General features: G+C 66.6%; 21 protein-coding genes and 1 tRNA gene. 10 read left to right on the forward strand and 12 right to left on the reverse strand.

All coding sequences use genetic code 11. The features are described from left to right. Positions 1–17 precede the first annotated feature (17 nt). The 4 genes from FHR56_RS14735 to thiS all read right to left on the reverse strand — a co-directional run bounded on the left by FHR56_RS14735 (position 18) and on the right by thiS (position 3,831). Positions 18–1,886, reverse strand: coding sequence for an SLC13 family permease (locus FHR56_RS14735; RefSeq protein ID WP_019796679.1), 1,869 nt, complete (start codon positions 1,884–1,886; stop codon positions 18–20). A gap of 116 nt (positions 1,887–2,002) precedes the next feature. Beyond that, positions 2,003–2,761: a tRNA (guanosine(46)-N7)-methyltransferase TrmB gene (trmB, locus tag FHR56_RS14740; protein ID WP_160947569.1), complete on the reverse strand. Its 759-nt coding sequence runs from the start codon at positions 2,759–2,761 to the stop codon at positions 2,003–2,005. Between the two features lie 10 nt (positions 2,762–2,771). Further along, positions 2,772–3,566 (reverse strand): thiazole synthase, encoded by a 795-nt coding sequence (locus tag FHR56_RS14745; protein ID WP_019796478.1) that lies wholly within the window; start codon positions 3,564–3,566, stop codon positions 2,772–2,774. A 64-nt stretch (positions 3,567–3,630) separates the two neighbouring features. Next, complete coding sequence (thiS, locus tag FHR56_RS14750) at positions 3,631–3,831, reverse strand: sulfur carrier protein ThiS (protein ID WP_160947570.1); 201 nt, start codon at positions 3,829–3,831, stop codon at positions 3,631–3,633. 184 nt (positions 3,832–4,015) lie between these two features. Between thiS and FHR56_RS14755 the strand changes: the two genes are divergently transcribed. After that, positions 4,016–5,839, forward strand: coding sequence for an autotransporter domain-containing protein (locus FHR56_RS14755; protein WP_160947571.1), 1,824 nt, complete (start codon positions 4,016–4,018; stop codon positions 5,837–5,839). Between the two features lie 260 nt (positions 5,840–6,099). After that, positions 6,100–6,173 (forward strand) — tRNA-Gly (locus FHR56_RS14760). A gap of 232 nt (positions 6,174–6,405) precedes the next feature. Here the strand turns inward: FHR56_RS14760 and FHR56_RS14765 are convergent. Further along, the gene (locus FHR56_RS14765) at positions 6,406–7,368 is read right to left on the reverse strand and encodes a LysR family transcriptional regulator (RefSeq protein WP_160947572.1); all 963 of its coding nucleotides are present in this window, start codon (positions 7,366–7,368) and stop codon (positions 6,406–6,408) included. A gap of 71 nt (positions 7,369–7,439) precedes the next feature. On the opposite strand from FHR56_RS14765, the gene FHR56_RS14770 reads away from it, so the two are divergent. Continuing rightward, positions 7,440–8,063 (forward strand): NAD(P)H-dependent oxidoreductase, encoded by a 624-nt coding sequence (locus FHR56_RS14770; RefSeq protein WP_160947573.1) that lies wholly within the window; start codon positions 7,440–7,442, stop codon positions 8,061–8,063. A gap of 65 nt (positions 8,064–8,128) precedes the next feature. Here the strand turns inward: FHR56_RS14770 and FHR56_RS14775 are convergent, their stop codons facing one another. Continuing rightward, on the reverse strand, positions 8,129–8,749 hold the full coding sequence (locus FHR56_RS14775; protein ID WP_160947574.1) for a histidine phosphatase family protein: 621 nt from the start codon (positions 8,747–8,749) through the stop codon (positions 8,129–8,131). A 266-nt stretch (positions 8,750–9,015) separates the two neighbouring features. Between FHR56_RS14775 and FHR56_RS14780 the strand changes: the two genes are divergently transcribed. Continuing rightward, on the forward strand, positions 9,016–11,040 hold the full coding sequence (locus tag FHR56_RS14780; RefSeq protein WP_237473307.1) for a phospholipase C, phosphocholine-specific: 2,025 nt from the start codon (positions 9,016–9,018) through the stop codon (positions 11,038–11,040). Positions 11,041–11,292: 252 nt separating this feature from the next. Here FHR56_RS14780 and FHR56_RS14785 read toward each other — a convergent pair whose 3' ends face one another. Then, complete coding sequence (locus FHR56_RS14785) at positions 11,293–13,602, reverse strand: TonB-dependent receptor (RefSeq protein WP_160947575.1); 2,310 nt, start codon at positions 13,600–13,602, stop codon at positions 11,293–11,295. Positions 13,603–13,885: 283 nt separating this feature from the next. On the opposite strand from FHR56_RS14785, the gene rimK reads away from it, so the two are divergent. The 3 genes from rimK (at position 13,886) to FHR56_RS14800 (ending at position 17,423) form a co-directional block, all read left to right on the forward strand. Beyond that, complete coding sequence (gene rimK / locus FHR56_RS14790; protein WP_160947576.1) at positions 13,886–14,779, forward strand: 30S ribosomal protein S6--L-glutamate ligase; 894 nt, start codon at positions 13,886–13,888, stop codon at positions 14,777–14,779. A 639-nt stretch (positions 14,780–15,418) separates the two neighbouring features. Then, a complete protein-coding gene (locus FHR56_RS14795; protein ID WP_010340533.1) occupies positions 15,419–16,096 on the forward strand; it encodes a response regulator transcription factor in 678 nt (225 codons plus the stop codon). After that, entirely contained in the window at positions 16,089–17,423 is a 1,335-nt protein-coding gene (locus FHR56_RS14800; protein WP_160947577.1) for a HAMP domain-containing sensor histidine kinase, read from the forward strand. The genes FHR56_RS14795 and FHR56_RS14800 overlap by 8 nt, the downstream gene beginning before the upstream one ends. 109 nt (positions 17,424–17,532) lie before the next feature. Here the strand turns inward: FHR56_RS14800 and coaE are convergent, their stop codons facing one another. The 3 genes from coaE to FHR56_RS14815 are packed head-to-tail and all read right to left on the reverse strand — an operon-like array spanning position 17,533 to position 20,305. Further along, the gene (gene coaE, locus FHR56_RS14805) at positions 17,533–18,162 is read right to left on the reverse strand and encodes a dephospho-CoA kinase (protein ID WP_160947578.1); all 630 of its coding nucleotides are present in this window, start codon (positions 18,160–18,162) and stop codon (positions 17,533–17,535) included. A gap of 13 nt (positions 18,163–18,175) precedes the next feature. Further along, entirely contained in the window at positions 18,176–19,039 is an 864-nt protein-coding gene (locus FHR56_RS14810; RefSeq protein WP_010342233.1) for an A24 family peptidase, read from the reverse strand. A 6-nt stretch (positions 19,040–19,045) separates the two neighbouring features. Then, a complete protein-coding gene (locus FHR56_RS14815; protein ID WP_160947597.1) occupies positions 19,046–20,305 on the reverse strand; it encodes a type II secretion system F family protein in 1,260 nt (419 codons plus the stop codon). 365 nt (positions 20,306–20,670) lie between these two features. Here FHR56_RS14815 and FHR56_RS14820 point away from each other — a divergent pair, with 365 nt between their 5' ends. From FHR56_RS14820 to pilB, 3 genes are read left to right on the forward strand one after another with little or no spacing between them, the layout of a single operon-like run. Further along, on the forward strand, positions 20,671–21,090 hold the full coding sequence (locus FHR56_RS14820; protein WP_019799634.1) for a pilin: 420 nt from the start codon (positions 20,671–20,673) through the stop codon (positions 21,088–21,090). A 33-nt stretch (positions 21,091–21,123) separates the two neighbouring features. Further along, positions 21,124–21,597 (forward strand): pilin, encoded by a 474-nt coding sequence (locus FHR56_RS14825; protein WP_160947579.1) that lies wholly within the window; start codon positions 21,124–21,126, stop codon positions 21,595–21,597. Positions 21,598–21,637: 40 nt separating this feature from the next. Beyond that, positions 21,638–23,371 carry a type IV-A pilus assembly ATPase PilB gene (pilB, locus tag FHR56_RS14830; RefSeq protein WP_160947580.1) on the forward strand — a complete coding sequence of 578 codons (1,734 nt, stop codon included), beginning with the start codon at positions 21,638–21,640 and terminating at the stop codon, positions 23,369–23,371. 161 nt (positions 23,372–23,532) lie between these two features. On the opposite strand, the gene FHR56_RS14835 is transcribed toward pilB, so the two are convergent. Next, a complete protein-coding gene (locus FHR56_RS14835; protein ID WP_160947581.1) occupies positions 23,533–24,921 on the reverse strand; it encodes a sigma-54 dependent transcriptional regulator in 1,389 nt (462 codons plus the stop codon). Positions 24,922–25,003: 82 nt separating this feature from the next. Then, complete coding sequence (locus tag FHR56_RS14840) at positions 25,004–26,617, reverse strand: ATP-binding protein (RefSeq protein ID WP_160947582.1); 1,614 nt, start codon at positions 26,615–26,617, stop codon at positions 25,004–25,006. Positions 26,618–26,660: the final 43 nt, after the last annotated feature.

Here is a 26,660-nt window from a genome sequence, read left to right on the forward strand (position 1 = left end):
TTGCGATGCGGCGCGCGCTACAGCGCGTGCCACCAGCCCATCGACATCAGGTTGACCATCAGCACCACCACCAGGGTGTAGATCAGCGACAGCGGGCCGCCGACGCGCCACAGTTCGCGCGGCTGGTAGTTGGCCGGGCCGGTGATCATCGAGATCACCGGATTGGACGCGGTCATCAGGTTGTTGGACGCCGACAGCGCCACGATCAGCGCGAACGCGGTGGGATTGCCGCCGGCCGCCAGCGCCAGGTTGACCGCGATCGGCACCATCACGATGGTCGCGCCGACGTGGCTGATCACCAGCGAGAACGCGGTGGTCAGCAGGCCCAGCGCGATCTCCAGCGCCCACACCGGGATGCCCTCGGGCAAGCGCGCGATGGTGTGGCCGGCGACCCAGGCCGCCGCGCCGCTGCTGTCCATCGCCCAGCCCAGCGGGATCAGCCCGGCCATCAGGAACACGGTCTTCCAGTTGATCGAGGCATAGGCCTCGTCCATGCGCAGCACGCCGGTCAGCAGCATGCCGGCCACGCCGGTCATCAGGGTCAGCGCCACCGGCAGCTTGGAGGTCAGCGCGATCAGGATGGTCAGGGCGAAGATCGTCATCGCGATCTTGAACTTGTGCGGGCGGTGCTCGCCCTTGGGGTAGTCGGTGACCACCACGAAATCGCGGCTCTCCGAGGCCTGCGCCAGGTCCTGCCAGATGCTGTGGAACACCAGCATGTCGCCGGCGCGCAGCGGCACCTTGCGCACGTCCTCGCGGATCACCTGCTTGTCGCGGTTGATCGCCAGCAGGCTGATGCCGGCCTGCTTGCGCAGCCGCAACTCGGCCGCGCTCTTGCCGATGAAGCGCGAGGTCGGCGGGATCACCGCCTCGGAGATGCCGGCGCGGCTGGGGTTGAACAGGTCGCCCAGGTTGCGCAGGCGCGAGGACAGGCGCAGGAACTGGTTCTGCGCGAAATCGGCGACCTGCTGGCGCGCGCCCATCACCCCGAGCACGCTGCCGACCCAGATGCGCATGTCCGCCGGCGGTGCCAGGCGGGTGTCGTTGCCGGTCTTCAGGGCCAGCAGCAGGGGGGCGTTGTGCACGGTCTCGGCTTCGCCGAGGGTCATGCCGACCAGCGGGCTGTCGGCGCTGACGATCAGTTCGAACACATCGCCTTCGATGCCGTAGGTACGCGCGAAGTAGCTCTCGGTGCGCGCCGGGGTGACGCCGTCGTTGATCAGTCGCTCTTCTTCGGCCAGCGCCTTGTCGCCGCGCACGCGGAAGTAGATCAGCGAGGCCAGCAGCAGCGCCACGCCGATCGGCAGCGGCGCGAACATGCGCAGCGGCTCGATGGTGGCCATGCCCGAAGGCAGGTTGTTGTTGGCCGACTGCAGCAGATCGTTGAGCAGGATCAGCGGCGAGTTGCCGACCATGGTCAGTGCGCCGCCCATCACGATGGCCGCGGCGATCGGCAGCAGCAGCCGCTGCAGGGTCAGCCCGGTGCGTCCGGCCAGGCGCGAGGCCACCGGCAGGTACAGCGCCATCACCGAGGGGTTCTGCATGAACGAGGAATTGAGCCCGGCGATGGCGGTGGTGAGCAGCATCAGCCGCTCCTCGACTCCGCGCGCGCGGCGCAGCAGCCACGACGCCAGCCGGTTCAGCGCACCGGTACGCTCCAGCCCGGCACCGAGGATGGTGGTGGCGATGATGCTCATCACCGCATTACCGGAGAAACCGCTGAACAGCTCCTCCGGCGCGATCAACCCGGTCACCCCCAGCACCACCAGCACCACCAGCGCCACCACGTCGGCACGGATCCGCTCGAACACGAACATCGCCATGGTGAAGCCCACCAGCCCGAGCACGAGCTTCATATCGGTGGTCAGCGTCAGCGCGGTATCCATTGGTGGCCGGGATTGGGGATTGGAGATTCGGGATTAGCTAACGGCGCTAACCGGCACCGGCCGCGGTAATGGCATGCCGCGGATGCATTGTGTCCGGAACGTGGCGGATTCGCTCTTCATCCCGAATCCCGACTCCCCAATCCCGGCTTGTCATACAACAAATCCCACACCCCATGCCCCAGATTCTGGCCGCGGGTCTCGAAGTGGGTCTGCGGGCGCCAGTCCGGGCGCGGCACGTGGCCGCGCGGGCCGGCGCGGTTGACCAGGCCGGGGGTGGCGTCGAGCACGTCCCACATCTGCTCGGCATAGTCGGCCCAGTCGGTGGCGCAGTGCAGGCGGCCGCCATCGCGCAGCTTGCGTACCAGCAGCGCGGCGAAGGCCGGCTGCAGCAGGCGCCGCTTGTTGTGGCGCTTCTTGTGCCAGGGGTCGGGGAAGTAGATGCGCACCTCGTCCAGGCTGCCGTCGGCGATCTCGTGCTGCAGCACCTCCACCGCGTCGTGGTGGTACAGGCGCACATGGTTGGCACCGTCCTCGGCCAGCGCATTGAGCAGGCGGCCGACGCCCGGCGCATGCACCTCGATGCCGATGTAGTCGCGGCTGGGGTCGTGCTGCGCGGCATGCCGCAAGGCGGCGCCGTTGCCGAAGCCGATCTCCAGCACCTTGGGCGCGCTGCGACCGAAGGTGGCGTCCAGATCGCGCGGCTGGCCGCTGTAATCCAGGCCGAAGCGCGGCCACAACGCGTCGAACGCACGCTGCTGGGCCGGGGTGAAGCGGCCCTGGCGCAGCACGAAGCTGCGCACCTGGCGGTGCCCCTCCTCGACGGTGAAGGGTTTCGGCGGGGTCTTGGCGCCGGCGCTGGAGAACGGGTCGGTCATGCCTGCGGCCTCACCCGATCAGCCCATCGACCGGCGAGGAGGCGCTGGCGTAGCGCTTGCGCGGGATGCGCCCGGCCAGGAACGCCTCGCGGCCGGCTTCCACCGCCTTGCGCATGGCGCTAGCCATCAGCACCGGATTGCGCGCGCCGGCGATGGCGGTGTTCATCAGCACGCCGTCGCAGCCCAGCTCCATCGCGATCGCCGCGTCCGAGGCGGTGCCGACGCCGGCGTCGACGATGATCGGCACCTTGGCGTTGTCGATGATCTCCAGCAGGTTGTAGCGGTTCTGGATGCCCAGGCCGGAGCCGATCGGCGCGGCCAGCGGCATCACCGCCACGCAGCCGATCTCCTCCAGGCGCTTGGCCAGGATCGGGTCGTCGCTGGTATAGACCATCACCTCGAAGCCGTCGGCCACCAGCATTTCGGCGGCCTTGAGGGTCTGCACCACGTCCGGGAACAGCGTGCGCTGGTCGCCCAGCACTTCCAGCTTGGTCAGGTTGTGGCCGTCGAGCAGTTCGCGCGCCAGCCGGCAGGTGCGTACCGCATCCTCCGCGGTGTAGCAGCCGGCGGTGTTGGGCAGGATGGTGTACTGCTCCGGCGGCAGCACGTCGAGCAGGTTGGGCTCGCCCGGGTTCTGGCCGATGTTGCTGCGGCGGATCGCCACGGTGACGATCTGCGCGGCGGCGGCCTCGGTGGCCAGGCGGGTCTGTTCGAGATCGGCGAACTTGCCGGTGCCGGTGAGCAGGCGCGAACGGTAGGGTTTGCCGGCGATCACCAGCGCATCGTGGGGGGCGGGAGCGTTCATCGGCGGATTATCGCCCATCGCACCGGCCCTGCCGAGTCCGCGCCGCGGCGCGCGGCGGCGCGATTCAGCCCCCGCCCAGCGCGTGCACGATCTCGACCCGGTCGCCGGCATGCAGTTCGTGCGCGGCGTGTGCCCCGCGCGGCACGATCTCGCCGTTGACCTCGACCGCGACCCGTCGCTGTCCCAGCCCCTCGGCCTGCAGCAGCGCGGCCACCGTGGTGGCCGGCGCCAGCGTGCATTGTCTGCCGTTCAATTCGATGTTCATGCCATCATTGTGCAATGCGCGCCCACCGGCGTGCGAGTCGTGTTCTTGCGGCAGTGCAACGTGAGCGTGTCCGGCAGAGGTGAAATGATGTCGGCCATGCGGCGACGTATGGTGCGGCCGCACCTCGGTTTCGTTCCACTTCGTGTTCCATTTCTGTGTTCCATTTCTGCCCGGGAGGGCTTCCATGACTTCGTCCGTCCGTCCGCTCCGCTCGCTGCTCGCCGCCGCGATCGTGCTCGCCGCCGCGCCTGCGTTCGCGCAGTCCACCACCTACAGCCGCACCGTGTTCTTCGGCGACAGCCTCACCGACGCCGGCTACTACCGTCCGCTGCTGCCGGCCTCGGTGCAGGCGGTGACCGGCCAGTTCACCACCAACCCGGACTTCGTCTGGGCGCAGTACGTGGCCCAGTACTACGGCACCAACGCTGCCGCCAACGGCAACGGCCAGATCGGCGACGACTATGCCGCCGGCAATGCCCGCGTCGGCGTGGCCAACGCGAGCGCCCTGGGCGTGGCGCCGTCGCTGGCGACCCAGGCCAGCAACTACCTGGCGGCCAACGGCGGCAAGGCCGACCCGAATGCGCTGTACTCGGTGTGGGGCGGCGCCAACGACCTGTTCGCGATCGCCGGCGGTGCGCCGGTGCAGGCCACCATCGGCAATGCGGTGACCGCCGAGGTGGGCATCGTCGCCAGCCTGCAGAATGCGGGCGCGCGCTACGTCATGGTCAACAACCTGCCCGACGTCGGCATCACCCCGCGCTTCCGCGCCGGTGGCGCCGCGGCGATGGCGCAGGGCACCGCGCTGGCCACCGCCTACAACACCGCGCTGTTCTCCGGCCTCAAGAGCGCCGGGCTGCGGGTGATCCCGGTCGATACCTTCCACCTGCTGCAGGAAGTGGTGGCCAACCCGGGCACCTACGGCTTCACCAATGTCACCGGCACCGCCTGCCAGCCGCAGGTTACCGCGCAGTCGCTGACCTGCAACCCGACCAGCTACGTCAGCGCCGATGCGGCCGACACCTACGTGTTCGCCGACGGCGTGCATCCGACCGGCCGCACCCACGAACTGCTGGCGCAGTACGCGCTGTCGATCCTGGAAGGCCCGCGCACTCAGCAGATCCTGACCCACTCGGCGCAGATGGTCGGCCGCTCGCGCGCGGACCAGGTCGCCTGGCACGTCGATGGCCGCCCGGAGGCGGACGGCGTGCGCTGGTGGGGCAACCTGCGCGGCGACATGCAGCGCTACCAGCACGGCGATCTGTACGACGGCATGGCGCCGGCCGGCCTGTTCGGCGTGGACTGGTCGCGTGGCGAGTGGGTGTTCGGCGGCTTCGGCGGCTTCGGTCGCACCGATGCCGACTTCGGCAACCGCGGCGGCGACTACACCCAGGACGACAGCACCCTTGGCGGCTTCGCTGGCTGGTACGGCGAGCATGCCTGGGTCAACGCCCAGGTCAGCTACACCTGGCTGAGCTACGACGTCACCCGCAAGGTCAACCTCGGCCCGGCCACCATCGAGCACAAGGGCTCGCCGGACGGCAGCAACCTGACCGCGGCGCTGCAGGGCGGCTACGAGTTCGGCGAAGGCAGCTTCAAGCACGGCCCGGTGGCCGCGGCGATCTGGCAGAAGGTCAAGCTCGACGGCTACACCGAGAGCAACCCCAACTCCAGCGCGCTGGGCTACAGCGACCGCGACGTCGAGTCGATGGTCGGCCGCATCGGCTGGAAGGCCAGCATCGACGCCGGCACGGTGAAGCCGTACCTGCAGGCCACCTACGACCACGAGTTCAAGAAGAACCAGGAAGCCACCGCGTGGCTGCAGACCATGTCCGACCTGGGCGAGTACGCGGTGCCGGGCATCGACTTCGACCGCAACTACGCGTCGGTGGTGCTGGGCGCGCGGACCAAGCTGTGGGGCTTTGAGAGCAACGTCGGCATCGCCACCACCACCGGCCAGTCGCGCGCGCACGACACCTCGCTGTTCGTGAACTTCGGCGGCAGCTTCTAAGCACTGCCCGACGTCACCCGCCTTGCCCGGCTGCGTGCCGGGCAGGGTAGGGTGAGCGATGTGCCGTATAAGGGCAGCAATGCCTGTTGTGGGAGGGGCTTCAGCCCCGACGTCTCGGAGTGCGAGCCGTCGGGACTGAAGTCCCTTTCGCATTGCCGGCTCATGATCGCCGGCTGCTTCGGCACCATGGCGCGCTGCAGCCCGCATCGCGCCGATTTCTTGCGCAACCCCCGTCCCAACGCATAGACTGCACCGGCAACGCGGGCGTAGCTCAATGGTAGAGCTGTAGCTTCCCAAGCTACTGACGTGGGTTCGATTCCCATCGCCCGCTCCATGTCCTGCAAGCGTCCCGGACAAAGTGCGCGCTCCGCAATCGCCGGGCCGCTCCGCAATCGAGCGGTTGAATGTCCTGCGCCGTTCCCGCTGTCACGCCGTTCTGGTCACCTTGTACGCGTCTGGGTGATGCCCCAGTCCGCAACGGCGACTCGGCTCGTATCGTCCTCGTCCACCCTCTCTGGTCACCGGCCGATGCTGCGCGTCTGGCACTTGCCTGCATTCCGCTGGCGCTAGCGAACGCGTTCCATGCACGGGGACAAAGGAGCTTGTGGGTCTGGACCATCGGAATCGATCCCCGCAAGCCGGCGCCACAACCAGTCCGCTGCGGGCCGAAGCGTGGCGTCTTTGCGTTTCGCCACCGTGATTCGAAGCGTTTGATCGGATTTCCAGGTCGCGGAGGCCAATTCGACGAGCCGTTCCGCCGCCAGGTCGTTGATCACCATGTGCTGTGGCATGCCTCCCCATCCCAGTCCGGCGAGCAACATGCCGTAGGCGGCGCCCAGGTCGTCGATGTGCCAGACATTGGGCGAATGGAAGGACATGTCCGTTCTGGATCTTGCCGCTGGATCGAGCAATGCGATTTGCACATGGTCCTTCAGGTCTTCCGCTGCGACGGTCTTCGCGATCGCGGCCAAAGGATGACGTGCCGAGGCCACGGTAATGATGGGCACGGTGGCCACGGTCACCGCCTCCAGCTCGGGGTGAACCTCGGACGTCCCGTCCAACAAGCCGATGCTGGCCTTTCGGTCCAGCACCTTTTCCGCCGCCTCGCCTGCGTTGTGCATGAGCACGCTGGGCGAAACGGCTGGCCAGGCAGTGCTGAACGCGCGTAAGGCGCGGTAGAGGTCGCACATCGGGAACAGCGTGTCCACGGCCAGCCTGACTTCGGCCTCGGCGCCAGACGCCAGGTCTCTCGACAGCGCCTGGAACACATTCACCTCGTCGCAGATGCGACGTGCCCGAGTCAGGAGGGCGCTGCCGGCGCTCGTGATCGCAGGGCGGTAGGCGCTTCGGTCAAAAAGCGTCACGCCCAGTTGCTCTTCCATGCGTTGAATGCTGTGGCTCACCAACGATTGCGCCTTGCCCAGTGCGCGTGCCGCAGCAGAAAAACTTCCGTGGTCGGCTGCCGCGATGAAAATGCGCAGTTGATCGAGCGAGAACGCATCTCCATCTGGAATCTTGATGGTCATCATCAGGTTGGCAGCAGTTTTTTAAGTTTTCGAGCTTCGTTAGCGTAGCGCATCTTTCCTGACGGAGTTTCTCGATGACACGGCTTCTCGTTCTCAACAGCAGCATCAATGTGTCTGGCTCGATTTCCCGTGCAATGGTGCATGCCTACGTGCAAGCGCACCTGCTTGCCCATCCAGCGACCGTGGTGGTGCAGCGCGACCTGGTCAAGGAACCCTTGCCGGCGATGCAGCCGGAGATGCTTCCTCTGTATCTCGGCCGGCCGGAACAGGCGGACGACGCGGCCGCGGCGCTCTGCGATGCACTGATCCGCGAGGTGGAACAGGCCGACGTCATCGTCATGGGCTTGTCGATGTACAACTTCTCGTTGCCGGCCTCGGTCAAGGCATGGCTCGACTATGTGGTGTGTGCCGGCAAGACCTTTCGCTATACCCCAGAGGGGCCGCAAGGCCTTCTGCCGGCGGGGAAACAGGTGATCGCACTTGTCGCCAGCGGAGGCATCTATTCGCACGGCGATGGCGCAAATTACGATTACCTATTGCCCTACTTGAAAACCATCCTGTCCCTGATTGGTCTTTCTGACGTGCGAGCGGTGCGTGCGGAAGGCACGGCGCTCGGCGACGTGACGGCCATTCGAGAGAAGGCCATCGCGGAGGTCGCGGCGCTGGCGAAGCAGCTAGGACAAATGGGATCGTCGTGAATCGCGACCGCGATTGCCTGCACGGCAGTGCCTTCCAACGCCGCAAGCAAGGGCGTTGGATTGCACTAGACGCGAAGCCCGAGCGTGTGATGGGTTTCGTTGAGGCGATGCAGGGTGAAGTTGCCTTCCTCGATCGCGATTTCATTCACGCAACACGGCTCCTGCTTGATGCGCCAGTAGCGCGCCAGCGGCAGCCCGAGGCATTGCAGGAGGAGGACCCGGTTGATGCTGTCGTGGCCGACCAGCACGACGGTCTGGCCGCTGTGATGATGCAGGATGTTGTGCAGCACCTTCATGGCGCGAACCAGCACGTCCGCCAGCGTTTCGCCTCCTGGAATGAGTGCGAGGTCGGGCGTCTGAAACCAGGTACGCGCGCTCTCGGGCCAGCGCGCAGCCACTTCGTCGTGCGTCAGCCCCTGCCACTGGCCGTAGTCGATGTCCGACAGGTCCTGCAGGATCTTGGCCGGCACGCCGGTCGTCCGCGCGATCGCAGCACCGGTCCGTACGCACCGCGACAGTGGGCTGGTGTAGATCGCGTCCGGTGCCCAGCTTTGCGCGACGCGCGTGGCCAGCACCGCGGCCTGCAGCTCACCAAGCGTCGATAGCGGCAGTTCCGCGCGCCCGCGGAAGCGTTCGGGTGCAATCCAGTCGACATGCCCATGGCGGGCGAGGATCAGGGTGGTCATGTCGCCTTTCTCTCATTGTCTTGTCGAACCAATGCTGAGCGGTGAGGCGGTGCCATGTCCTCGATGCGCGGTGTCTGGTCGCTGGCGCGTCGCGACCGTCGGCTGTTCGACAGCCGCTGGCCGACTGTCAAACCCGCTTCATCGACCAGCGCTAGGCTGGCCGACGCCTGAGCGTTTGCTCGTTGCCGGTCCTGCTTCCCGTGGTCGAACACAGCCGTCGTCGTTTCCTCGCCCGCGCGTCCCTGGCCCTGGGGGCCGGCGCGGCCATGCCGCTGTTGCCGGGCGTCATCCGCAGTGCACTGGCTGTGCCGCCGGCGCGGGTCACCGGTACGGTGCAGGACGTGCAGCACGTGGTGATCCTGATGCAGGAGAACCGGTCCTTCGATCATTACTTCGGCTGCCTGCGCGGGGTGCGCGGCTATGGTGATCCGCGGCCGCTGCGGCTGCCCAGCGGCAAGCCTGTGTGGTACCAGCCCGAGCGCAAGGGCAGCGATCGCTATGTGCTGCCGTTCCGGCTCAACAGCCAGACCAGCAGCGCGCAGTGGATGAAGGATCTCAACCACGACTGGAAGGGCTCGCACGAAACCTGGAAACACCAAGACGCCTGGATCGCGCAGAAGAGCGCCATGAGCATGGGGCACTTCCAGCGCGAGGATCTGCCGTTCTACTACGCGCTGGCCGACGCCTTCACCATTTGCGACGGCTACCACGCCTCGCTGTTCGGCCCGACCAATCCCAACCGTATGTACATGTTCACCGGCACCAGCGGGCTGAGCGTCGGCAACGACGGCGAGCAGGCGGTGAACAACCGCGACGACGGCAACTGGACCGCGGACATGGCGCGCGACAATCCGCGCTTTCCCGGCTACACCTGGAGCACCTACTCCGAGCGCCTGCAGGCGGCCGGCGTCAGCTGGCAGGTCTATCAGGAGTTCGACAACTACGGCGACAACAGCCATCCGTACTTCGCCAACTTTCGCAAGCTGGACCGCGCCTCGCCGCTGTACCGCCGTGGCCGCGCCATCGTGCCCGGCTCCACCGCCGACAACGCCAAGGCCTCGCGCGGCGAACATCTGGTGGCGGCGTTCGCGCGCGACGTGCGCGCCGGCACGCTGCCGCAGGTGTCGTGGATCGTGGCGCCGTACCTGCTCAGCGAGCATCCCGAGGCGACGCCGGCCTATGGCGAATCCTTGAGCGCACGCCTGCTGGAGGTGCTGGCGGCCTCGCCGGAGGTCTGGTCGAAGACGGTGTTCCTGATCAACTACGACGAGAACGACGGCTTCTTCGACCACGTGCCGCCGGCGCTGCCGGCGATCCGGCCAGAGCTGGGCGCCAGCAACGTGGATCTGCACGGCGAGGACTATCACGGCGTGCCGGTCGGCCTGGGGCCACGGGTGCCGATGCTGGTGGTGTCGCCGTGGAGCCGCGGTGGTTGGGTGAACTCGCAGGTGTTCGACCACACCTCCGTGCTGCGCTTCCTCGAACGCCGTTTCGGCGTGATGGAGCCGAACATCAATCCCTGGCGCCGCGCCGTCGCCGGCGATCTGACCTCCACGCTGGACTTCGTCGGCCACGATCCGGCGCCGGTGGCGTTGCCGGACACCCGCGACTACATCGCCCGCATCGACGCCACCGCGACGCTGCCGCCGCCGCAGCGTCCTGCGCAACAGGCGCTGCCGGTACAGGAGCCTGGCCAGCGCCCGGCGCGCGCGTTGCCCTACGACTTCGACGTGCGGCTGCAGGTGCAGCCGCAGGCGCGGGTCCTGCGCATGCGCAACCGCGGCGCGGCCGGCGTGGCGCTCAATGTCTATGCCGACGATGGCGTGGCCGGGCCCTGGTTCTACACGCTCGCCGCCGGCAGCGAGCTGCAGGATGCGCGCGCGTGGCGCGGCGATGCCGCCGATGCCGGCTACGCGTTGCGCGTGCACGGGCCCAACGGGTTCCTGCGCGAGTTCCATGGCGACGGGATCGGCGATGCCGGGCTACAGGCGGAGGCCGACTACGATGCCGCCGCGCAGTGCCTGCTGCTGTCGCTGGCCAATGCTGGCACGCAGCCGTGCGCGCTGCGCGTGCGCGACGGGTATCGCCGCGATGGCGACGCGCAGGCGCTCACGCTGGCCGCCGGCGAACGCACCCTGCTGCGCCTGCCGCTGCAGGCGCAGCACCACTGGTACGACCTGACCATCGACAGTGCGACCTTGCCGCAATGGCGCCGGCGTCTGGCCGGACACATCGAAACCGGCCGCCCCAGCATGAGCGATCCGGCGATCGGCCGCACGGTCGACGCGTAGCGGTCGCCGCCTTTCAGCGTGGGGCTTGGTTGTTGCTGGCGGTATTGGGTCGCGGCTGAAGCCGCTCCTACGGGCCATCCGGCTATCGTAGGAGCGGCTTCAGCCGCGACCGCTTCGCGCGCGTGACACACCAGCCTATTCTTCGCTGGCTGATCTACAGCACTCCGCACGTTTGCATGACCCAAAAACAAACGCCGCCGCTGCAGGTGCAGCGGCGGCGCAGGGTGCCTTCACTGGCGGTGTCGCCTCGGCTCAGAACTTGCCGCTGAAGGTGACGAAGAACTGGCGCGGCGCGCCGGCCATCAGCGTCTGGTTGTAGCCGTTGGGGTCGGAGACGACGTAGCCGTTGGTGCCGACGGTGGCGAAGTAGCGCTTGTCGAACAGGTTGGTGACGTTCGCGCTCAGGCCCAGGTTCTGGAACATGCCGACCTGGCCGAAGTCGTAGCCGGCGCTCAGGTCGAAGCGCCAGTAGCTGGGCACCGACGAGTCGTTGAGGTAGCTGATGTAGCGGCGGCCGGTGTACTTGCCGTCCAGCGAGGCGTGCCAGCCGGCGTTCTCGTAGGCCAGGCTGCTGGAGAACATCCACTCGGGGATGCCGACCACGCGCTTGCCGGAGGTGGCCACCACGCCGCCGTTGAGGTAGTCGTCCTGGTAGGTCGAATCGTCATAGGACAGCGAGTTCAGCCAGCGCAGTTGTTCGATCGGACGCCAGATCACCGCCAGGTCGGCGCCCTGGCTGCGCACCGAGCCGACGTTGTTGAGTGTGGCCGAGCAGGTCTGGATCGCGCTGCACGGCGAGGTCACCAGCAGGCGGTCGTCGAAGGTGGTGTGATACAGCGCCAGCGACGCTTCCACGCCGGCACCGCGCACGCGGTAGCCCAGTTCGTAGGTCTGCGCGGTCTCCGGCTCCAGCGAGCCCTTGATCGCATTGAATGCGGCCTGCGACTCCTGGAACGGGGTGAAGCCGAAGCCGGCCATGTTCTTGTTGTAGGAGGCGTAGACCTCCTGGTGCTCGTCGATCTTGAAGTTGGCGCCCACCTGCGGCAGCAGGTCGGAGTCGGCCTTGATTTCGCCGGCGGCGTTGGACGCGGACGGCACCTGCGACTGCGCGGTGGTGTCGACGATCAGCTTCTTGGCGCCGAAGTTCAGGGTCAGGCGCTCGTCCATCAGGCGCAGCGTGTCCTGCGCGTAGAACATGGTGGTGTCGGTGTCGTAGTGCTGGGCGAAACCACGCGCGAACAGGGTGCCGTTCTTGTTGAAGTAGTACAGATCGGTGAACGGGCCGTCGAGCAGGAAGTAGTTGCGCTCCTGCACGGTCTTGGCGTTCTGGTACCAGCCGCCGATCTCGATCTCGTTGCCGGCCACGGTGAAGTTCAGCGAGCCGGTGATGCCATGGCGGTTCAGACGGTAGTCGGTGGTGCGCATCGACAGCGGCACGCTGGCCGAGGACGCGGCGTACGGCGTGGTCCACTGGCCTTCGCCGTTGTTGTCGTGGTAGTAGCCGGTCAGGTTCAGCGTGGCGCTGCCGCCGAGGTTGAACGCGCCGCTGAGCGCGGCCAGGTTGTCGCGGCGCAGGCCGGCGCCGGAGTAGTAGGACGCATCGGCCTTGCCGTAGTCGGCGGGCAGGCCGTTGAGGCTGGCCGGATAGCTGCCCTTGCCGTTGAGCGCGTTGGCGATCTGCACCGCGCTGTTCCAGTCCGGCATCAGGTAGTCCCAGTCCCAGCCGAGGACCCGCTGCGAGGTCAGCGACAGGTCCATGATGTCGTATTCCTTGCGGTGCGAGCTGTCCAGGTACAGGCTGACCCGGTTGCCGTCGCCCCACTGGTACAGCGCCTTGGCATTGGCCTGGTTGTACTCGTTGTTGCCGTAGCCCTTCCACTTGTCCATTTCGCCGTGCACCAGCGAGGTGTACAGCGAGAAGCCGTGGATGTCGCCGGTGTCGCCGCGCAGGTAGGTGCGGCGGGTGCTGTCGGAACCGAGGGTCTGGCTGAAGCGGATGCCGGCGTCGGTATCCGGATCGGCGGAGTAGTAGCGCACGGTGCCGCCGAGGTTGCTGCTCGACGGCGTGCCCAGGCCGCCGGCGCCCTGCGCCAGTTCCACCGAGGCCACGTTCTCGGAAATGATCGCGCGGGTCACCTGCAGGCCGTCGCTGACGCTGTAGCTCATGTTGCCCAGCGGCACGCCGTCCAGGGTGAAGCCGAGCCGGCTCTGGTCGAAGCCGTGCAGGCTGATCGCGGTGGACCATTCGTAGGCGCCGAACGGGTCGGCCGACTGGAACTGCACGCCCGGCAGCTTGTCCAGCACCTTCAGCGCGCTGGTGCCGGGAGCGGCGATTCCGATGTCCTCACGGGTGATGCGCTGCACCTGGCGGGTGGTGCCGCTGGACACGACGGTGATCGCGTCGAGCATCGTGGCATCGTTGCCGCTCGCGCTGGCCGCCGCATCGGCGGTTGCGGTGGCGGCGGCCGGCGCGGTCTCGGCCAGCGCGGCGAAGGCCGGCAGGGCGGACGCAACGGCAAGCACCAGCGCGTGCGGGCGCAAGGATCTGGAAGTGGGGGTCATCGAAAGTCACCAATCATGAGGGGGAGACGTGCCGGACCTGCCGCGCGGGGCGCGGGCAGCCGGTATACCGGGCCGAGACGCGGCCCGCCCGCCACGATGCAACGGTTTTGTGAACGTTTCGGGGCGGTCCGATGTCGGCTGTGGGACAGCGCGCGGACCGTGGGTGATGGCGATCACCGCGCATCCTCGGCCTGCTGTGCCGGCGGCGGCTGCGACGACGCGCGGCATCGCAGTGCCGGTGACGCGACGTATGATGCCGGGCCTGCCACCGCCGCCGCCCTCGATGAAGCTCGCCATCCTGTCCCGCAACACCAAGCTGTACTCGACCCGGCGCCTGGTCGAGGCCGGCCGCGAACGCGGGCACACGGTGCGGGTGCTGGACCCGCTGCGCTGCTACATGCGCATCGCCGCCGGCGCCTTCACCATGCATTACAAGGGCAAGCCGATCACCGGCTACAACGCGGTGATCCCGCGCATCGGCAACTCGGTCACCCGCTACGGCACCGCGGTGCTGCGCCAACTGGAAATGATGGGCGTCTGTACGCCCAATCCCTCCGACGCCATCCTGCGCGCCCGCGACAAGCTGCGTGCACACCAGTTGCTGGCGGCCAAGGGCATCGACATGCCGATGACCGTGTTCGGCGACAACCCGGACGACACCGGCGACCTGCTGTCCATGCTCGGCCCGCCACCGCATGTGGTGAAGTTGAACGAAGGAACCCAGGGCACCGGGGTGATCCTGACCGAGAAGGCCAGCGCCTCGCGCGGCGTGGTGGAGGCACTGCGCGGGCTGTATGCCAACTTCCTGGTGCAGGAATTCATCGGCGAGGCCGAGGGCGCCGACCTGCGCTGCTTCGTGGTCGGCAACCAAGTGGTGGCGGCGATGCGCCGCACCGCGCCGGAGGGCGACTTCCGCTCCAACCTGCATCTGGGCGGCACCGCCGAGCGCACCACGGCCAGCCGCGGCGAACAGGAGGTGGCGGTCCGCTCGGCCAAGGCGCTGGGACTGGGCGTGGCCGGCGTCGACCTGATTCGCTCCAGGCGGGGCCCGCTGGTGCTGGAGGTCAACTCCACGCCGGGTCTGGAAGGCATCGAGACGGTCTGCGGACTGGATATCGCCGGCAAGGTCATCGAACACCTCGAAGCTTGCCTGAAGCGAAAGAAATCAGCGGGTTAGCGGAATCTGTGGCCACGGGTTCTGGCTTAACACCGGTTTAATTCCGCACTGCGTAAGCTTCTTCGGACCGCAGCTCTGCCCTCCTCAGCAGGAACGGTAATCGGGATAGAAAACTTTCGGCCCAGGCAGTCTCGCTGCCTGGGTCTTTTTGTTGGGAACGTGGCGGAGCGGGCTATGTCGGGCGTGTGCTTGCGGCAATGTTTCGGCGAAAGCTACATTGCCAGGCACTACATGCGGCAGGGAGCGATGCGGGGACGTGCGTGAAAGCAAGGAGCCAAGGTGAGGCGCCCATGAACGTGAAGAAAGTGTTCGCGCGGCAACTCAGTACAATCCGCCAGCGATCGAGACGGTACAAACGTTCGCAGAGAGTAGGCGATCGTGTCTGGGCGCAAGCTTGCGACCGCTGGGCGTGATGTTCGCGCCCCTGCAGAGCGCTCTGCGCCGATGTAAGAACTAATCGGGGTGAGGCGCTGTCTGACGCAGCGAACCGCCAGGTGGGCCGCGAGGCGAGGCGTCGCTGAGCATTCACCAAAATGCATTGCAGGACCGTGGCGGCATATCGTCATGGACAACGAGGAGGCGCGGTATCGATATGGCGCCCTCCACTGGCAAGTAGTACGACTGACGGGGTAAATGTTGGTGCGAATTCTAGTGATCGAAGACAACAGCGACATCGCTGCCAATCTGGGCGACTACCTCGAGGATCGTGGCCATACCGTCGATTTCGCCGCCGATGGTGTCACTGGTCTGCACCTGGCGGTGGTGCACGAGTTCGACGCGATCGTGCTCGACCTCAACCTGCCGGGCATGGACGGCATCGAGGTTTGCCGCAAGCTGCGCAACGAGGCGCGCAAGCAGACCCCGGTGCTGATGCTCACCGCGCGCGACTCGCTGGACAACAAGCTGGCCGGCTTCGATTCCGGTGCCGACGACTATCTGATCAAGCCGTTCGCGCTGCAGGAAGTGGAAGTGCGGCTCAACGCGCTGTCGCGTCGCGGCAAGGGCGTGCACACCCGGGTGCTGGAGACCGGCGACCTGGAATACAACCTGGATACGCTGGAAGTGCGCCGCCAGGGCAAGCTGCTGCAGCTCAATCCCACCGCGCTGAAGATCCTGCAGGCGCTGATGGAGGCCGCTCCGGCGGTGGTGACCCGGCAGGAGCTGGAGACTCGCGTGTGGGGCGAGGAGTTGCCCGACTCCGATTCGCTGCGCGTGCATATCCACGGCCTGCGCGCGGTGGTGGACAAGCCGTTCGACGTGCCGATGATCCAGACCCGCCACGGCATCGGCTACCGCATCGCCGCGCCCGATGCCTGAAGCGCCGGCGTTGCCGCGGGTCGTGCGGCGGCGCGGGCGCTACCGCCGCCGTCTCCGCAGCCGCATCATCCTCTCGTTCGTGCTGTTGGGCTTCGGCCTGACCGCGCTGTTCGCGTTCGCCACCAACTGGGCGCGCGCGCGCGTGGAGAACCAGCTGGTCGAGGACGTGATGAACCGCAACCTGGAAGCGTCCTGGCGCAGCTACGTGGCCAGCGGTGGGCGCAACCTGGCGATCCCGGTCCAGCAGATGAAGGGCTTCGTCTATCGCCCCGACAAGCTGGATGGCCTGCGTCGCGATTTCCCGGAATGGGAGCGTCTGAGCGACGGCATCCACATGATGTCGGGTACCGACGCCGATGGCAAAGCGTTCGCCTACAAGGTCGGTGTCCGCAAGACCCCGGACGCGTGGTTCTTCATGGCCTACGACCTGACCCAGACCATGCAGGGCGAGGTGCAGCTCAAGCGCACCCTGATCCTGTCGGTGCTGGTGTTCAGCGCGTTGTCGCTGGTGATCGGCTGGTGGTCGGCGTCGCGGGTGATGCGGCCGGTGTCGGACCTGGCCGCGCGCCTGCGCGCCTATCGCGGCAGCAGCGATCCCAAGCCGTTGGCGCCGCACTTTCCCGACGACGAGGTCGGCCAGCTGGCCGAGGCGCTGGACGACTACTCGGCGCGGCTCACCGAAGTGGTGCAGCGCGACCGCGAGTTCAACGCCGACGTCAGCCATGAGTTGCGTACGCCGCTGGCGGTGATCCGCGGCGCGACCGAGCTGCTGCTGACCCGGCCCAATCTCGACGAGAAGGTGCTGCAGCGCCTGCAGCGCATCCAGCGTGCCGAACAGCAGTGCAGCGATCTGATCGGGTCGCTGCTGCTGCTGTCGCGCAACGAGCGCGGGCAGGGCCACAGCAACGTTGCCAAGGTCGCCGAGCAACTGATCGAATCGCATCGCGCACAGCTGGGCGGCAAGCCCTTGCAGCTGCTGCTGGAGGGCGAGCGCAACCTGACCATCGATGCGCCGGAAGCGGCGCTGTCGGTGGCGCTGGGCAATCTAATCGGCAATGCGGTCAAGTACACCCAGGAAGGGCAGGTGGTGGTGCGGGTGCTGAGCGACGCGGTGCAGGTGATCGACTCGGGCCCGGGCCTGAGCGAGGAGGACGCGGCCAAGCTGTTCCAGCGCGGCTACCGCGGCACCCATGCCGGCCATTCGCAGGGCGGCGGCATCGGCCTGTCGATCGTCAGCCGGCTCTGCGACCTCTACGGCTGGCAGGTCAACGTCCGTCCGGGCGCGACCAAGGGCGTGGTGGCGACGCTGTGGTTCAAGCCGGCGTGAGGCTGGCGACGACGCTTCGTCCATCTCGTAGGAGCGGCTTCAGCCGCGACCGGGCGTTCCCGGTAAAGATTGAACGCAGCTGATCCCAAAAGGGAACAAGGGTGACTACCTACAAAGAAGCTGACGCCTTGGCCGCAGCCAGCGCACGGTACTGCCTGTCCAGCTTCTCCACCGCTTCCTGCAGTTCCGTCGCAGCGCCGTCGTTGACCACCACGTCGTCGGCGATGGCCAGGCGCGCGGCGCGGGTCGCTTGCGCCGCGAGCATACGCTGCGCCAGGTCGGCGGTGATGCCGTCGCGCTGCATCAGGCGCGCGTGTTGCAGCGCCTCGGGGGCGTCGATCACCAGGATCCGGTCGAGCCAGGGATAGGCGGTGCGTGCGCCGACTTCGGTCAGTAGGGGAATGGCCGCGATCGCATACGGTCCTGCGGCCTCGCGGCACTGTTCCTGCAATAACCGGCGGATGGCGGGATGGGTGATCGCTTCCAGGTCGCGGCGCGCCGTCGTGTCCTCGAAGATGCGCTGGCGCAAGGCGGCGCGGTCGAGTTGTCCATCGTCCTGCAGGATCTGCGGCCCGAAGCGCGCCACGATCTGCGCCAGCGCCGGATGGCCCGGCGCGACGACTGCGCGGGCGGCGAGGTCGGCATCGGCGACGACGATACCCTTGGCCTCGAAGCGGCGGCTCAGTTCGCTCTTGCCGGAGGCCACGCCTCCGGTCAGGCCGACGACGAAATCAGTCAAGCCGCAGGCTCCGTCAGCGCAGTCCCGACCAGCGCATGTAGGTCTCCACGATCTCCGTGCCCCAGAAGAAGGTGATCCAGCCGGCGATCGCCAGGTAGGGGCCGAACGGGATCGGCGTGGCGCGGTCGCGGCCCTTGGCTGCCAGCCACAGCGACCCTAGGATCGCACCGACCAGCGACGAGATCAGGATGGTCGGCAGGATGCCCTTCAGGCCGCACCAGGCGCCGATCGCGGCCAGTAGCTTGAAATCGCCATGGCCCATGCCTTCCTTGCCGGTGATCTGCTTGAACAGCCACCACACCGACCACAGCGAGAAATAGCCGACCGCAGCGCCGAGCAGAGCGGGTTTGGCCGGCATGTACAGGTTGTCCATGCTGCCGATCAGGCCGAGCCACATCAGTGGCAGGGTCAACTGGTCGGGCAGCAGGCGGGTGCGCAGGTCGATGCCGGACAGCGCCACCAGGAAACAACTGAACACGATCGCGCCGAAACCCTGCCAGCCGAAGCCGAAGCGCCACACGCTGGCGACCACCAGCAGGCTGGTGAGCAGTTCCACCAGCGGGTATTGCGGCGAAATCGGCGCATGGCAGTAGCGGCACTTGCCGCGTAGCGCCAGCCAGCTGAACAGCGGGATGTTCTCGAACCAGGCCAGCTTGTGCTTGCAGTGCGGACAGTGCGACGGCTCCACCACGATGCCGGGCGGCGGCGGATCGTAGATGTCCGGAAGCTCCAGGATCTCGCGCGAATCGCGCTTCCACTGCCACTCCATGCGCTTGGGCATGCGCAGGATCACCACATTGAGGAAGCTGCCCACCAGCAAGCCGAGTCCGGCCGCGGCCGGGAAGCCGAGGCCGGGGTGTTGATCGAGAAATGCCATTAATGCTTATCCAACGACGGAGGCCAGCTTGAAGATCGGCAGGTACATGCCGATGACCATGCCGCCGACGATGGTGCCGATGAACACCATGATCAAGGGCTCGATCAGGCTGCTCAAGGCATCGACCGCATTGTTCACTTCCTGCTCGAAGTACTCGGCCACCTTGAACAGCATGGCGTCCAGCGCGCCGGCTTCTTCACCGATCGCGGTCATCTGGATGACCATGTGGGGAAACAGGTTGGTCTGCTTCATCGCCATGTTGACTGGGTAGCCGACCGATACGTCGTCGCGCATACGCAGCACGGCAGTCTCATAGACGCTATTGCCGGTAGCGCCCGCGACGATGTCCAGCGCTTCCACCAGCGGTACGCCGGCGCGGAAGGTCACTGCCAAGGTGCGCGAGAAACGCGCGACCGAGCTGTTGTGCATGATCTGGCCGATGATCGGCACCTTGAGCACCAGTCGGTCCATCCCATGCTGCATCGCGGGCGAACGTTTGTAGGCGAAGATGAAGCCGCCGATGGTACCGATCAACAAGAGCAACAGCATCCACCAGTAAGCCACCATGAAGCGAGATGCAGCAACGATCATCTGGGTGAAGGCCGGTAGCTCCGCACCGAAGCCCTTGAACACGTCCTCAAACTGCGGAACGACCCAGACCAGTAGGATCGAAGTAACGATCAGGGCAACCGCCATCACCATGGCAGGGTAAAACAAGGCCTTCTTGATCTTGCCTTTCAGTGCCTCGATGTTCTCTTTGTAGGTGGCAACCGTCTCCAGCACGGTCTCGAGCACGCCGGCGCCTTCGCCGGCCTTGACCAAGTTGCGATACAACTCATCGAACTGCACCGGATGTTTGCTGATCGCTTCATACAGGGATGAACCGCCTTCGATATCGGTGCGGATCTGGTCCACCATCTTCTTCATGCGCGGGTTCTTGTGCCCGCTTGCGATGATCTCCAGCGAACCAACAATCGGCACGCCCGACTTCATCATCGTCGCCATTTGGCGACTGAAGAAGGCGATGTCCTTGGGGCTAATCTTCTTGCCAGCGGCGCCAAACAACGGCTTGGGCTTGGGCTTGACCACCGAGGGAGTAATTCCCTGACGGCGCAGCTCCGCGCGCAATAGGTTGGCATTCTTGGCGACTTGCTCGCCCTTCATCTTGACGCCGCGCTTGTCGGTACCTTCCCAGACAAAGGGCACCTGTTGGCTGGTATTACGCGCGACCGGTTCTTTCTTGACTGCGCTGCGAGTTGCGGACATCAGGTCGTCTCCCCCGTCCGGCCATCCCCGGGCGGACATGCCAGGCATGGTATCGGTTTCCTGGGCATCTGACATCCGTAGGCGCCGCGTCGGCAAGGTCCCTTGTCCATTGATGTGACCTCCTGCGTCACTTTTCGCCGAAATTTGGCAGATGGCCCATTCTGTCGCAAATTGCTGATTTATCTGCCTCTTGCCCTGCCTGCTAGGGCATGATGGGCGCACGAGGCATGGGGCCGGGCGATGTGAGAAGTTGGCACGCCGTCTGCTTCTATCACCTCGCACGTGGCGCTTCGCCGCGGCGCTCGGGGAGTATGATCCGCGGGCGAGTGCCTACCACCACCTCATTCCATCTCTAGGGGTTCACAATTAAGAAGCAACAGGGCTTTACCCTGATCGAACTGATGATCGTGGTTGCGATCATCGCCATCCTGGCCGCTATCGCGATCCCGATGTACCAGGACTATGTCGTCAAGTCCCAGGCGACCTCGGCTCTGGCTGAAATCACGCCCGGGAAGGTGGGTTTTGAGACCGCCATTAACCAGGGCAAGACTCCCAGCACCACTGCGACGGATGATGGCTACATCGGCATTCCGGCTACCACCACCTATTGCAACGTTACGCTGGGTGCCACTGCTACTGGCAATATCACGTGCACCGCGAAGGGCGGAAATGCCGGTAAGTTCAACACCAAGACGATCATCTGGACGCGCGACGCAAACGGTGCATGGACTTGCACCAGCACCCTGGACGCCAAGTATCGTCCGGGCAGTTGCGCTGCGGGCTGAGTTGTAGCTCCGTTGTTCACAGGAAGCCCCCGAATGGGGGCTTCTTTGTTTCTAGAGTTGTCAGGTGAGGCCTACATATTTTGGTGCGCAAATGAAGGGGGGCATGTGCGCGGATTTGCTTTGATTGAATTGATGGTGGCTGTTGCCATAGTGGCTATCCTTGCTGCTATAGGGTTCCCTGTCTATCAGGGATATGTCGCGAGAAGCCAAACGACGGCTGCCTTGGCGATATTACGGCCGGGAAAGACCATGATCGAAACTGCCATCGCGGAGCAGCGGGATGCTTCTCTCCTCGATGCCGATTACATCGGGGTCAAAGCTGCTGCTTCTTGCTCCGCAGTGAGCGTTGATGTGACTAGTAATTATGTGGTTCAGCTCGGTTGCCGTGTTTCAGGTAATTCAAAGGTAGAAGGAAAGATTCTGTACTTGAAGCGCAATGTGGAAGGTGTTTGGACGTGTGACGCGAGCGCCTTTGAGGTACCTTACAGGCCAGGAGGCTGCGGTTGAGATGCATGCCCGCTCTTTCATCGTAAGCTGAGGTGGCAACATGAGCGCGTTGATGACTCCAAATCTGGTCGGCATCACCGGTATCGCCCGCCGTCTCGTGCAGGACGGTGCGCTGGACGAAGCCGCGGCGCGGGCCGCGATGGCCCAGGCGGGCGAGGCCAAGGTCCCGCTGCCGCAGTGGTTCTCCGAGAAGAAGCTGGTCACTGCCGCGCAACTGGCCGCCGCCAACGCGGTGGAGTTCGGCATGCCGTTGATGGATGTCTCGGTTTTCGACGCCAGCCAGAACGCGATGAAGCTGGTCAGCGAGGAACTGCTGCAGAAGCATCAGGTGCTGCCGTTGTTCAAGCGCGGCAGCCGCTTGTTCGTCGGCATCAGCAATCCGACCCAGACCCGGGCGCTGGACGACATCAAGTTCCACACCAACCTGACGGTGGAGCCGATCCTGGTCGACGAGGACCAGATCCGCCGGACCCTGGAGCAGTGGCAGGCCAGCAACGACTCGCTCGGCAGCGCGCTGGGCGACGACGAGGGCATGGACAACCTCGATGTCGGCGGCGGCGACGAGGACATGGGCAGCAGCGGCGACACCGGCATCGACGCCAAGGGCGAGGACACCCCGGTCGTCAAGTTCGTGAACAAGGTGCTGGTCGATGCGATCCGCCGCGGCGCGTCCGACATCCACTTCGAACCCTACGAGGACGACTACCGGGTGCGCCTGCGCATCGACGGCCTCCTCAAGAGCGTGGCCAAGGCGCCGGTCAAGCTCAACCAGCGCATCGCCGCGCGCCTGAAGGTGATGGCGCAGCTGGACATCGCCGAGAAGCGCGTCCCGCAGGACGGCCGCATCAAGCTCAACCTGTCCAAGAACAAGCAGATCGACTTCCGCGTCAGCACGCTGCCGACGCTGTTCGGCGAGAAGATCGTGCTGCGTATCCTCGATGGCAGCGCGGCCAAGCTGGGCATCGACAAGCTCGGCTACGAGCCGGAGCAGCAGAAGCTGTTCCTGGATGCGATCCACAAACCGTACGGCATGGTGCTGGTCACCGGCCCCACCGGCTCCGGCAAGACGGTGTCGCTGTACACCGCACTGGGCATCCTCAACGACGACACCCGCAACATCTCCACCGCCGAGGATCCGGTCGAAATCCGCCTGCCCGGGGTCAACCAGGTGCAGCAGAACAACAAGCGCGGCATGACCTTCGCCGCGGCGCTGCGCTCGTTCCTGCGCCAGGACCCGGACATCATCATGGTCGGCGAAATCCGCGACCTGGAGACCGCCGAGATCGCGATCAAGGCCGCGCAGACCGGCCACATGGTGCTATCCACCCTGCACACCAACGACGCGCCGCAGACCATCGCGCGCCTGATGAACATGGGCATCGCGCCCTACAACATCACCAGTTCGGTGACTTTGGTCATCGCCCAGCGCCTGGCGCGGCGCCTGTGCAACAACTGCAAGCGCCCGGTCCAGTTGCCGGAGAAGGCCCTGCTGGCCGAGGGCTTCACCGAGGCGGAGGTCGCCGCCGGCATCCAGTTGTACGAGGCGGTCGGCTGCGACGATTGCACCGAGGGGTACAAGGGTCGGACCGGCATCTACCAGGTGATGCCGATGAACGACGAGATCGCGGCGATCGTGCTGCAGGGCGGCAACGCCATGGACATCGCCAGCGCCGCGCAGAAGATCGGGGTCAAGGACCTGCGCCAGTCGGCGCTGCTCAAGGCTCGCAACGGCATCACCAGCCTGGCCGAGATCAATCGGGTGACGAAGGATTGATGGGGGCGGGGATTGGGGAGTCGGGATTGGGGATTGGCAACGGCGCACGGCGGCCTACGCCTTCGTCTGTTGCCTAGCCACCTCACCTGGTGATCCGACGGCTCGGACTCCGCTCTTCGCTCTTGCGAATCCCCAATCCCGACTCCCCAATCCCTGCCTTCCTACTCCATCCCCAGCTTCTTCAGCTTGTAGCGCAGCGCCCGAAAGGTGATGCCCAGTTGCGCGGCGGTGCGGGTCTTGTTCCAGCGGTTCTCTTCCAGCGCCTTCTGGATCGCGGCGCGTTCGAGTTGCTCGATGTAGGACGGCAGGGCGGAGGAGCTGGGGTCGATGTCGACCACGCCGCGCGGCAGCGCCGGGGCGGCCTCGGCGGCGCTGCGGGCGTGGTTGCCGGGTTGCGGCAGGCGCAGGTCGGTGGCGCTGATCTGGTCGTCCTCGGCCATCGCCAGGGCGCGCTCGAGGATGTTCTCCAGTTCGCGCACGTTGCCGGGGAAGGCGTAGCTGCTCAGGGCGTCCAGCGCCGAGGGCGACAGCAGCGGGGTGGGGCGGCCGTGGCTCTTGGCCAGCCGCGCCAGGATCGCCGCGGCCAGTTGCGGCAGGTCGCCGCCGCGCTCGCGCAGCGGCGGCACGCGCAGTTCGATGACGTTGATGCGGTAGTACAGGTCGTGGCGGAAGCGGCCCTCGGCGACCAGGTCGGCCAGGTCCTTGTGCGTGGCCGAGAGGATCCGCACGTCCACCGGCACTTCGCTGGCGGCGCCGACCGGACGCACCGATTTCTCCTGGATCGCGCGCAGCAGCTTGACCTGCATCGGCAGCGGCAGTTCGGCGATCTCGTCGAGGAACAGGGTGCCGCCGTGCGCGGCCTGGAACAGGCCGGCCTGGTCGGCATGGGCGCCGGTGAAGCTGCCCTTCTTGTGGCCGAAGAACTCACTTTCCATCAGTTCGGCGGGGATCGCGCCGCAGTTCACCGGCACGAACGGGCCGGCGGAGCGGGCGCCCTGTTCGTGGATGGTGCGCGCGACCAGCTCCTTGCCCACGCCGGACTCGCCGAGGATGTAGACCGGCGCCTGGTTGCGCGCGACCTTGGCGATGGTGCTGCGCAGCGCGTCCATCGCCGCCGAGGCGCCGAGCAGGCGGCTGGCCTGTTCCGGGGCCGGCTGCGGCGGCGCGGCGCGGCTCTCGTTGTTGAGTTCCAGTGCATGCTTGACCAGGCCGCGCAGCACCTGGATGTCCACTGGCTTGCTGACGAAGTCGAAGGCGCCGGCCTTCAGCGCTTCCACCGCCAGGTCCATGCTGCCGAAGGCGGTGATCATCGCCACCGGCGTGCGCGGGTAGTGCTTGGCGATCTCGCTGACCAGCTCGATGCCGTTGCCGTCGGGCAGGCGCATGTCGGTGATGCACAGGTCGTAGGGGTTGCTCGCCAGCAATTCGCGCGCTTCGGCGAGGTTGGCGGCGGTGCTGATGCGCAGCCCCATCCGGCCCAGGGTCAGGACCAGCAACTCGCGGATGTCGCGCTCGTCGTCGACGACCAGGGCACTTCGGGTTTCGTTCATGTGCAGGGAAGATAGCGTAGGAACCGGGGCATGTGCCAATTTACCGGCGCCGGCCGCGCGCTGGCGGAGCGATTCTCACCTATCAGCCGCTGAGCATGGCGTGTGGACCGGGCAGGGCGACGCGGAAACACGCGCCGCCGGCCGGTACCGGCACGTACTCCAATCGCGCCTGGTTGGCCCGGCACAGTTCGCGGGCGATATACAGGCCCAGCCCGGTGCCGTGCTCGGAGGTGGTGAAGAACGGCCGGAACAACTGCGCCGCCACCGCCTCGGGAATGCCGGGGCCGCGGTCCATCACGTCGACGATGGCGTTGCGCTCCTGCAGCGCGACGCGCAGGCGCACCCGCGCCGGTTCTTCCATCACCCGCCCGTACTTGAGCGCGTTGTGCACCAGCGCGCTGAGGATCTGGTGCAGGTGCTTGGGATCGACCAGCGCATGCACCGGCTGCGGGGCGAGGATCGCCTCGAGGCTGTCGGTCTCGATCGAGAGGGTCTGCCGGTACTCCAGGACGAAGCGGCGCACGAACGCGCCCAGGTCCAGGTTCTCCGGATTGGAGCGCTCGCGCCGGGCCAGGCCGAGCACGCTCTCGACGATGCCGTTTGTGCGCTGGCACTGCTGGTGGATGATCTGCAGCAGGCGGCGGTCGGCATCGCCGATCGCCGGCGATTCCTCCAGCAGCTGCGAGGCGTAGTTGATCGCGGCCAGCGGATTACGGATCTCGTGGGCCAGGCTGGCCGAGAAGCGGCCCAGCGCCGACAGGGTCAGCGACTCGGCGCGCCGCGACACCACCGTGGCGTCGTCCAGGAACACCAGGGTCAGGTCGCCCTCGGCCAGCAGCCGGGCGAAGCGCGGCTGCACTTCCGGCTGGTCCGGCGACAGCTGCAGCGGGCTTTCGTCCTGGTTCCAGCCGTTGCGCCAGCGCTGCAGGCGCCGGGCCAGTTCCGGCGCGGCACTGAGCAGGTCGAGCCGGCCGCTCTCGCTGTTGCCGTCGGTGTCGCCGAGCAGGGCCGACGCGGCCTCGTTGGCCAGGGTCACCCGGTTCTGCGCGTCCACCACCAGCACCCCGGTGCGCATGCGGCGGATGATCAGTTCGTTGATTTCGTAGAGGTTGGCCACCTCGGCGCCGCGGCGTTCGGCCAGGCTCTGGCTGGTGCGGGCGCGCTGGCCGAGGCCGTTGCAGATGTAGGCCACCGCCAGGTAGCTGGTGGCGAACATCGCCAGTTCGGCCAGGCTGCGGGTGTTGTCGGCACCGTCCAGCACGCTCCAGATGTACTCGGCCAGCGTCGCCGCCGAGGCGATCAGGGCGATGGCCAGGCCGCCGCGCAGGCGCAGCAGCATCGCCGCGGCGGCGACGTTGAACAGCAGCATCATCGCGATGCCGGCGCTGGCCGCAGGCAGGGCGTGCGCGGCCAGGGTCGCGGCGACGATGTCGGCCACGGCGCTGAAGCCGACGATCGGCGCCAGGTGCGCCTCGTTGCGTCCCCACACCAGCAGCGCCAGCGCCACCGCCAGGTAGGCGGTGGACAGGGTGCTGGCCAGCTGCGGATAGCGCGGCTCGCCCACCAGCACGCTGAGCGGGCTGAACACCAGGGCGGCGATCAATCCGGCCACCAGCACGCGGTACAGCGCGAAGAAGTACAGCTCGCGGCGTGGAATGGACTCGATGCGATCGATGAGCGAGGCGCTGGTGGGCAAGCCGGACTCCGGGCGGGCAGCGGACGGCGCGAGTATAGGGGCG

Origin of the sequence: Xanthomonas sp. F10 (assembly GCF_014206815.1) — a bacterium.
GTDB lineage: Bacteria > Pseudomonadota > Gammaproteobacteria > Xanthomonadales > Xanthomonadaceae > Xanthomonas_A > Xanthomonas_A indica.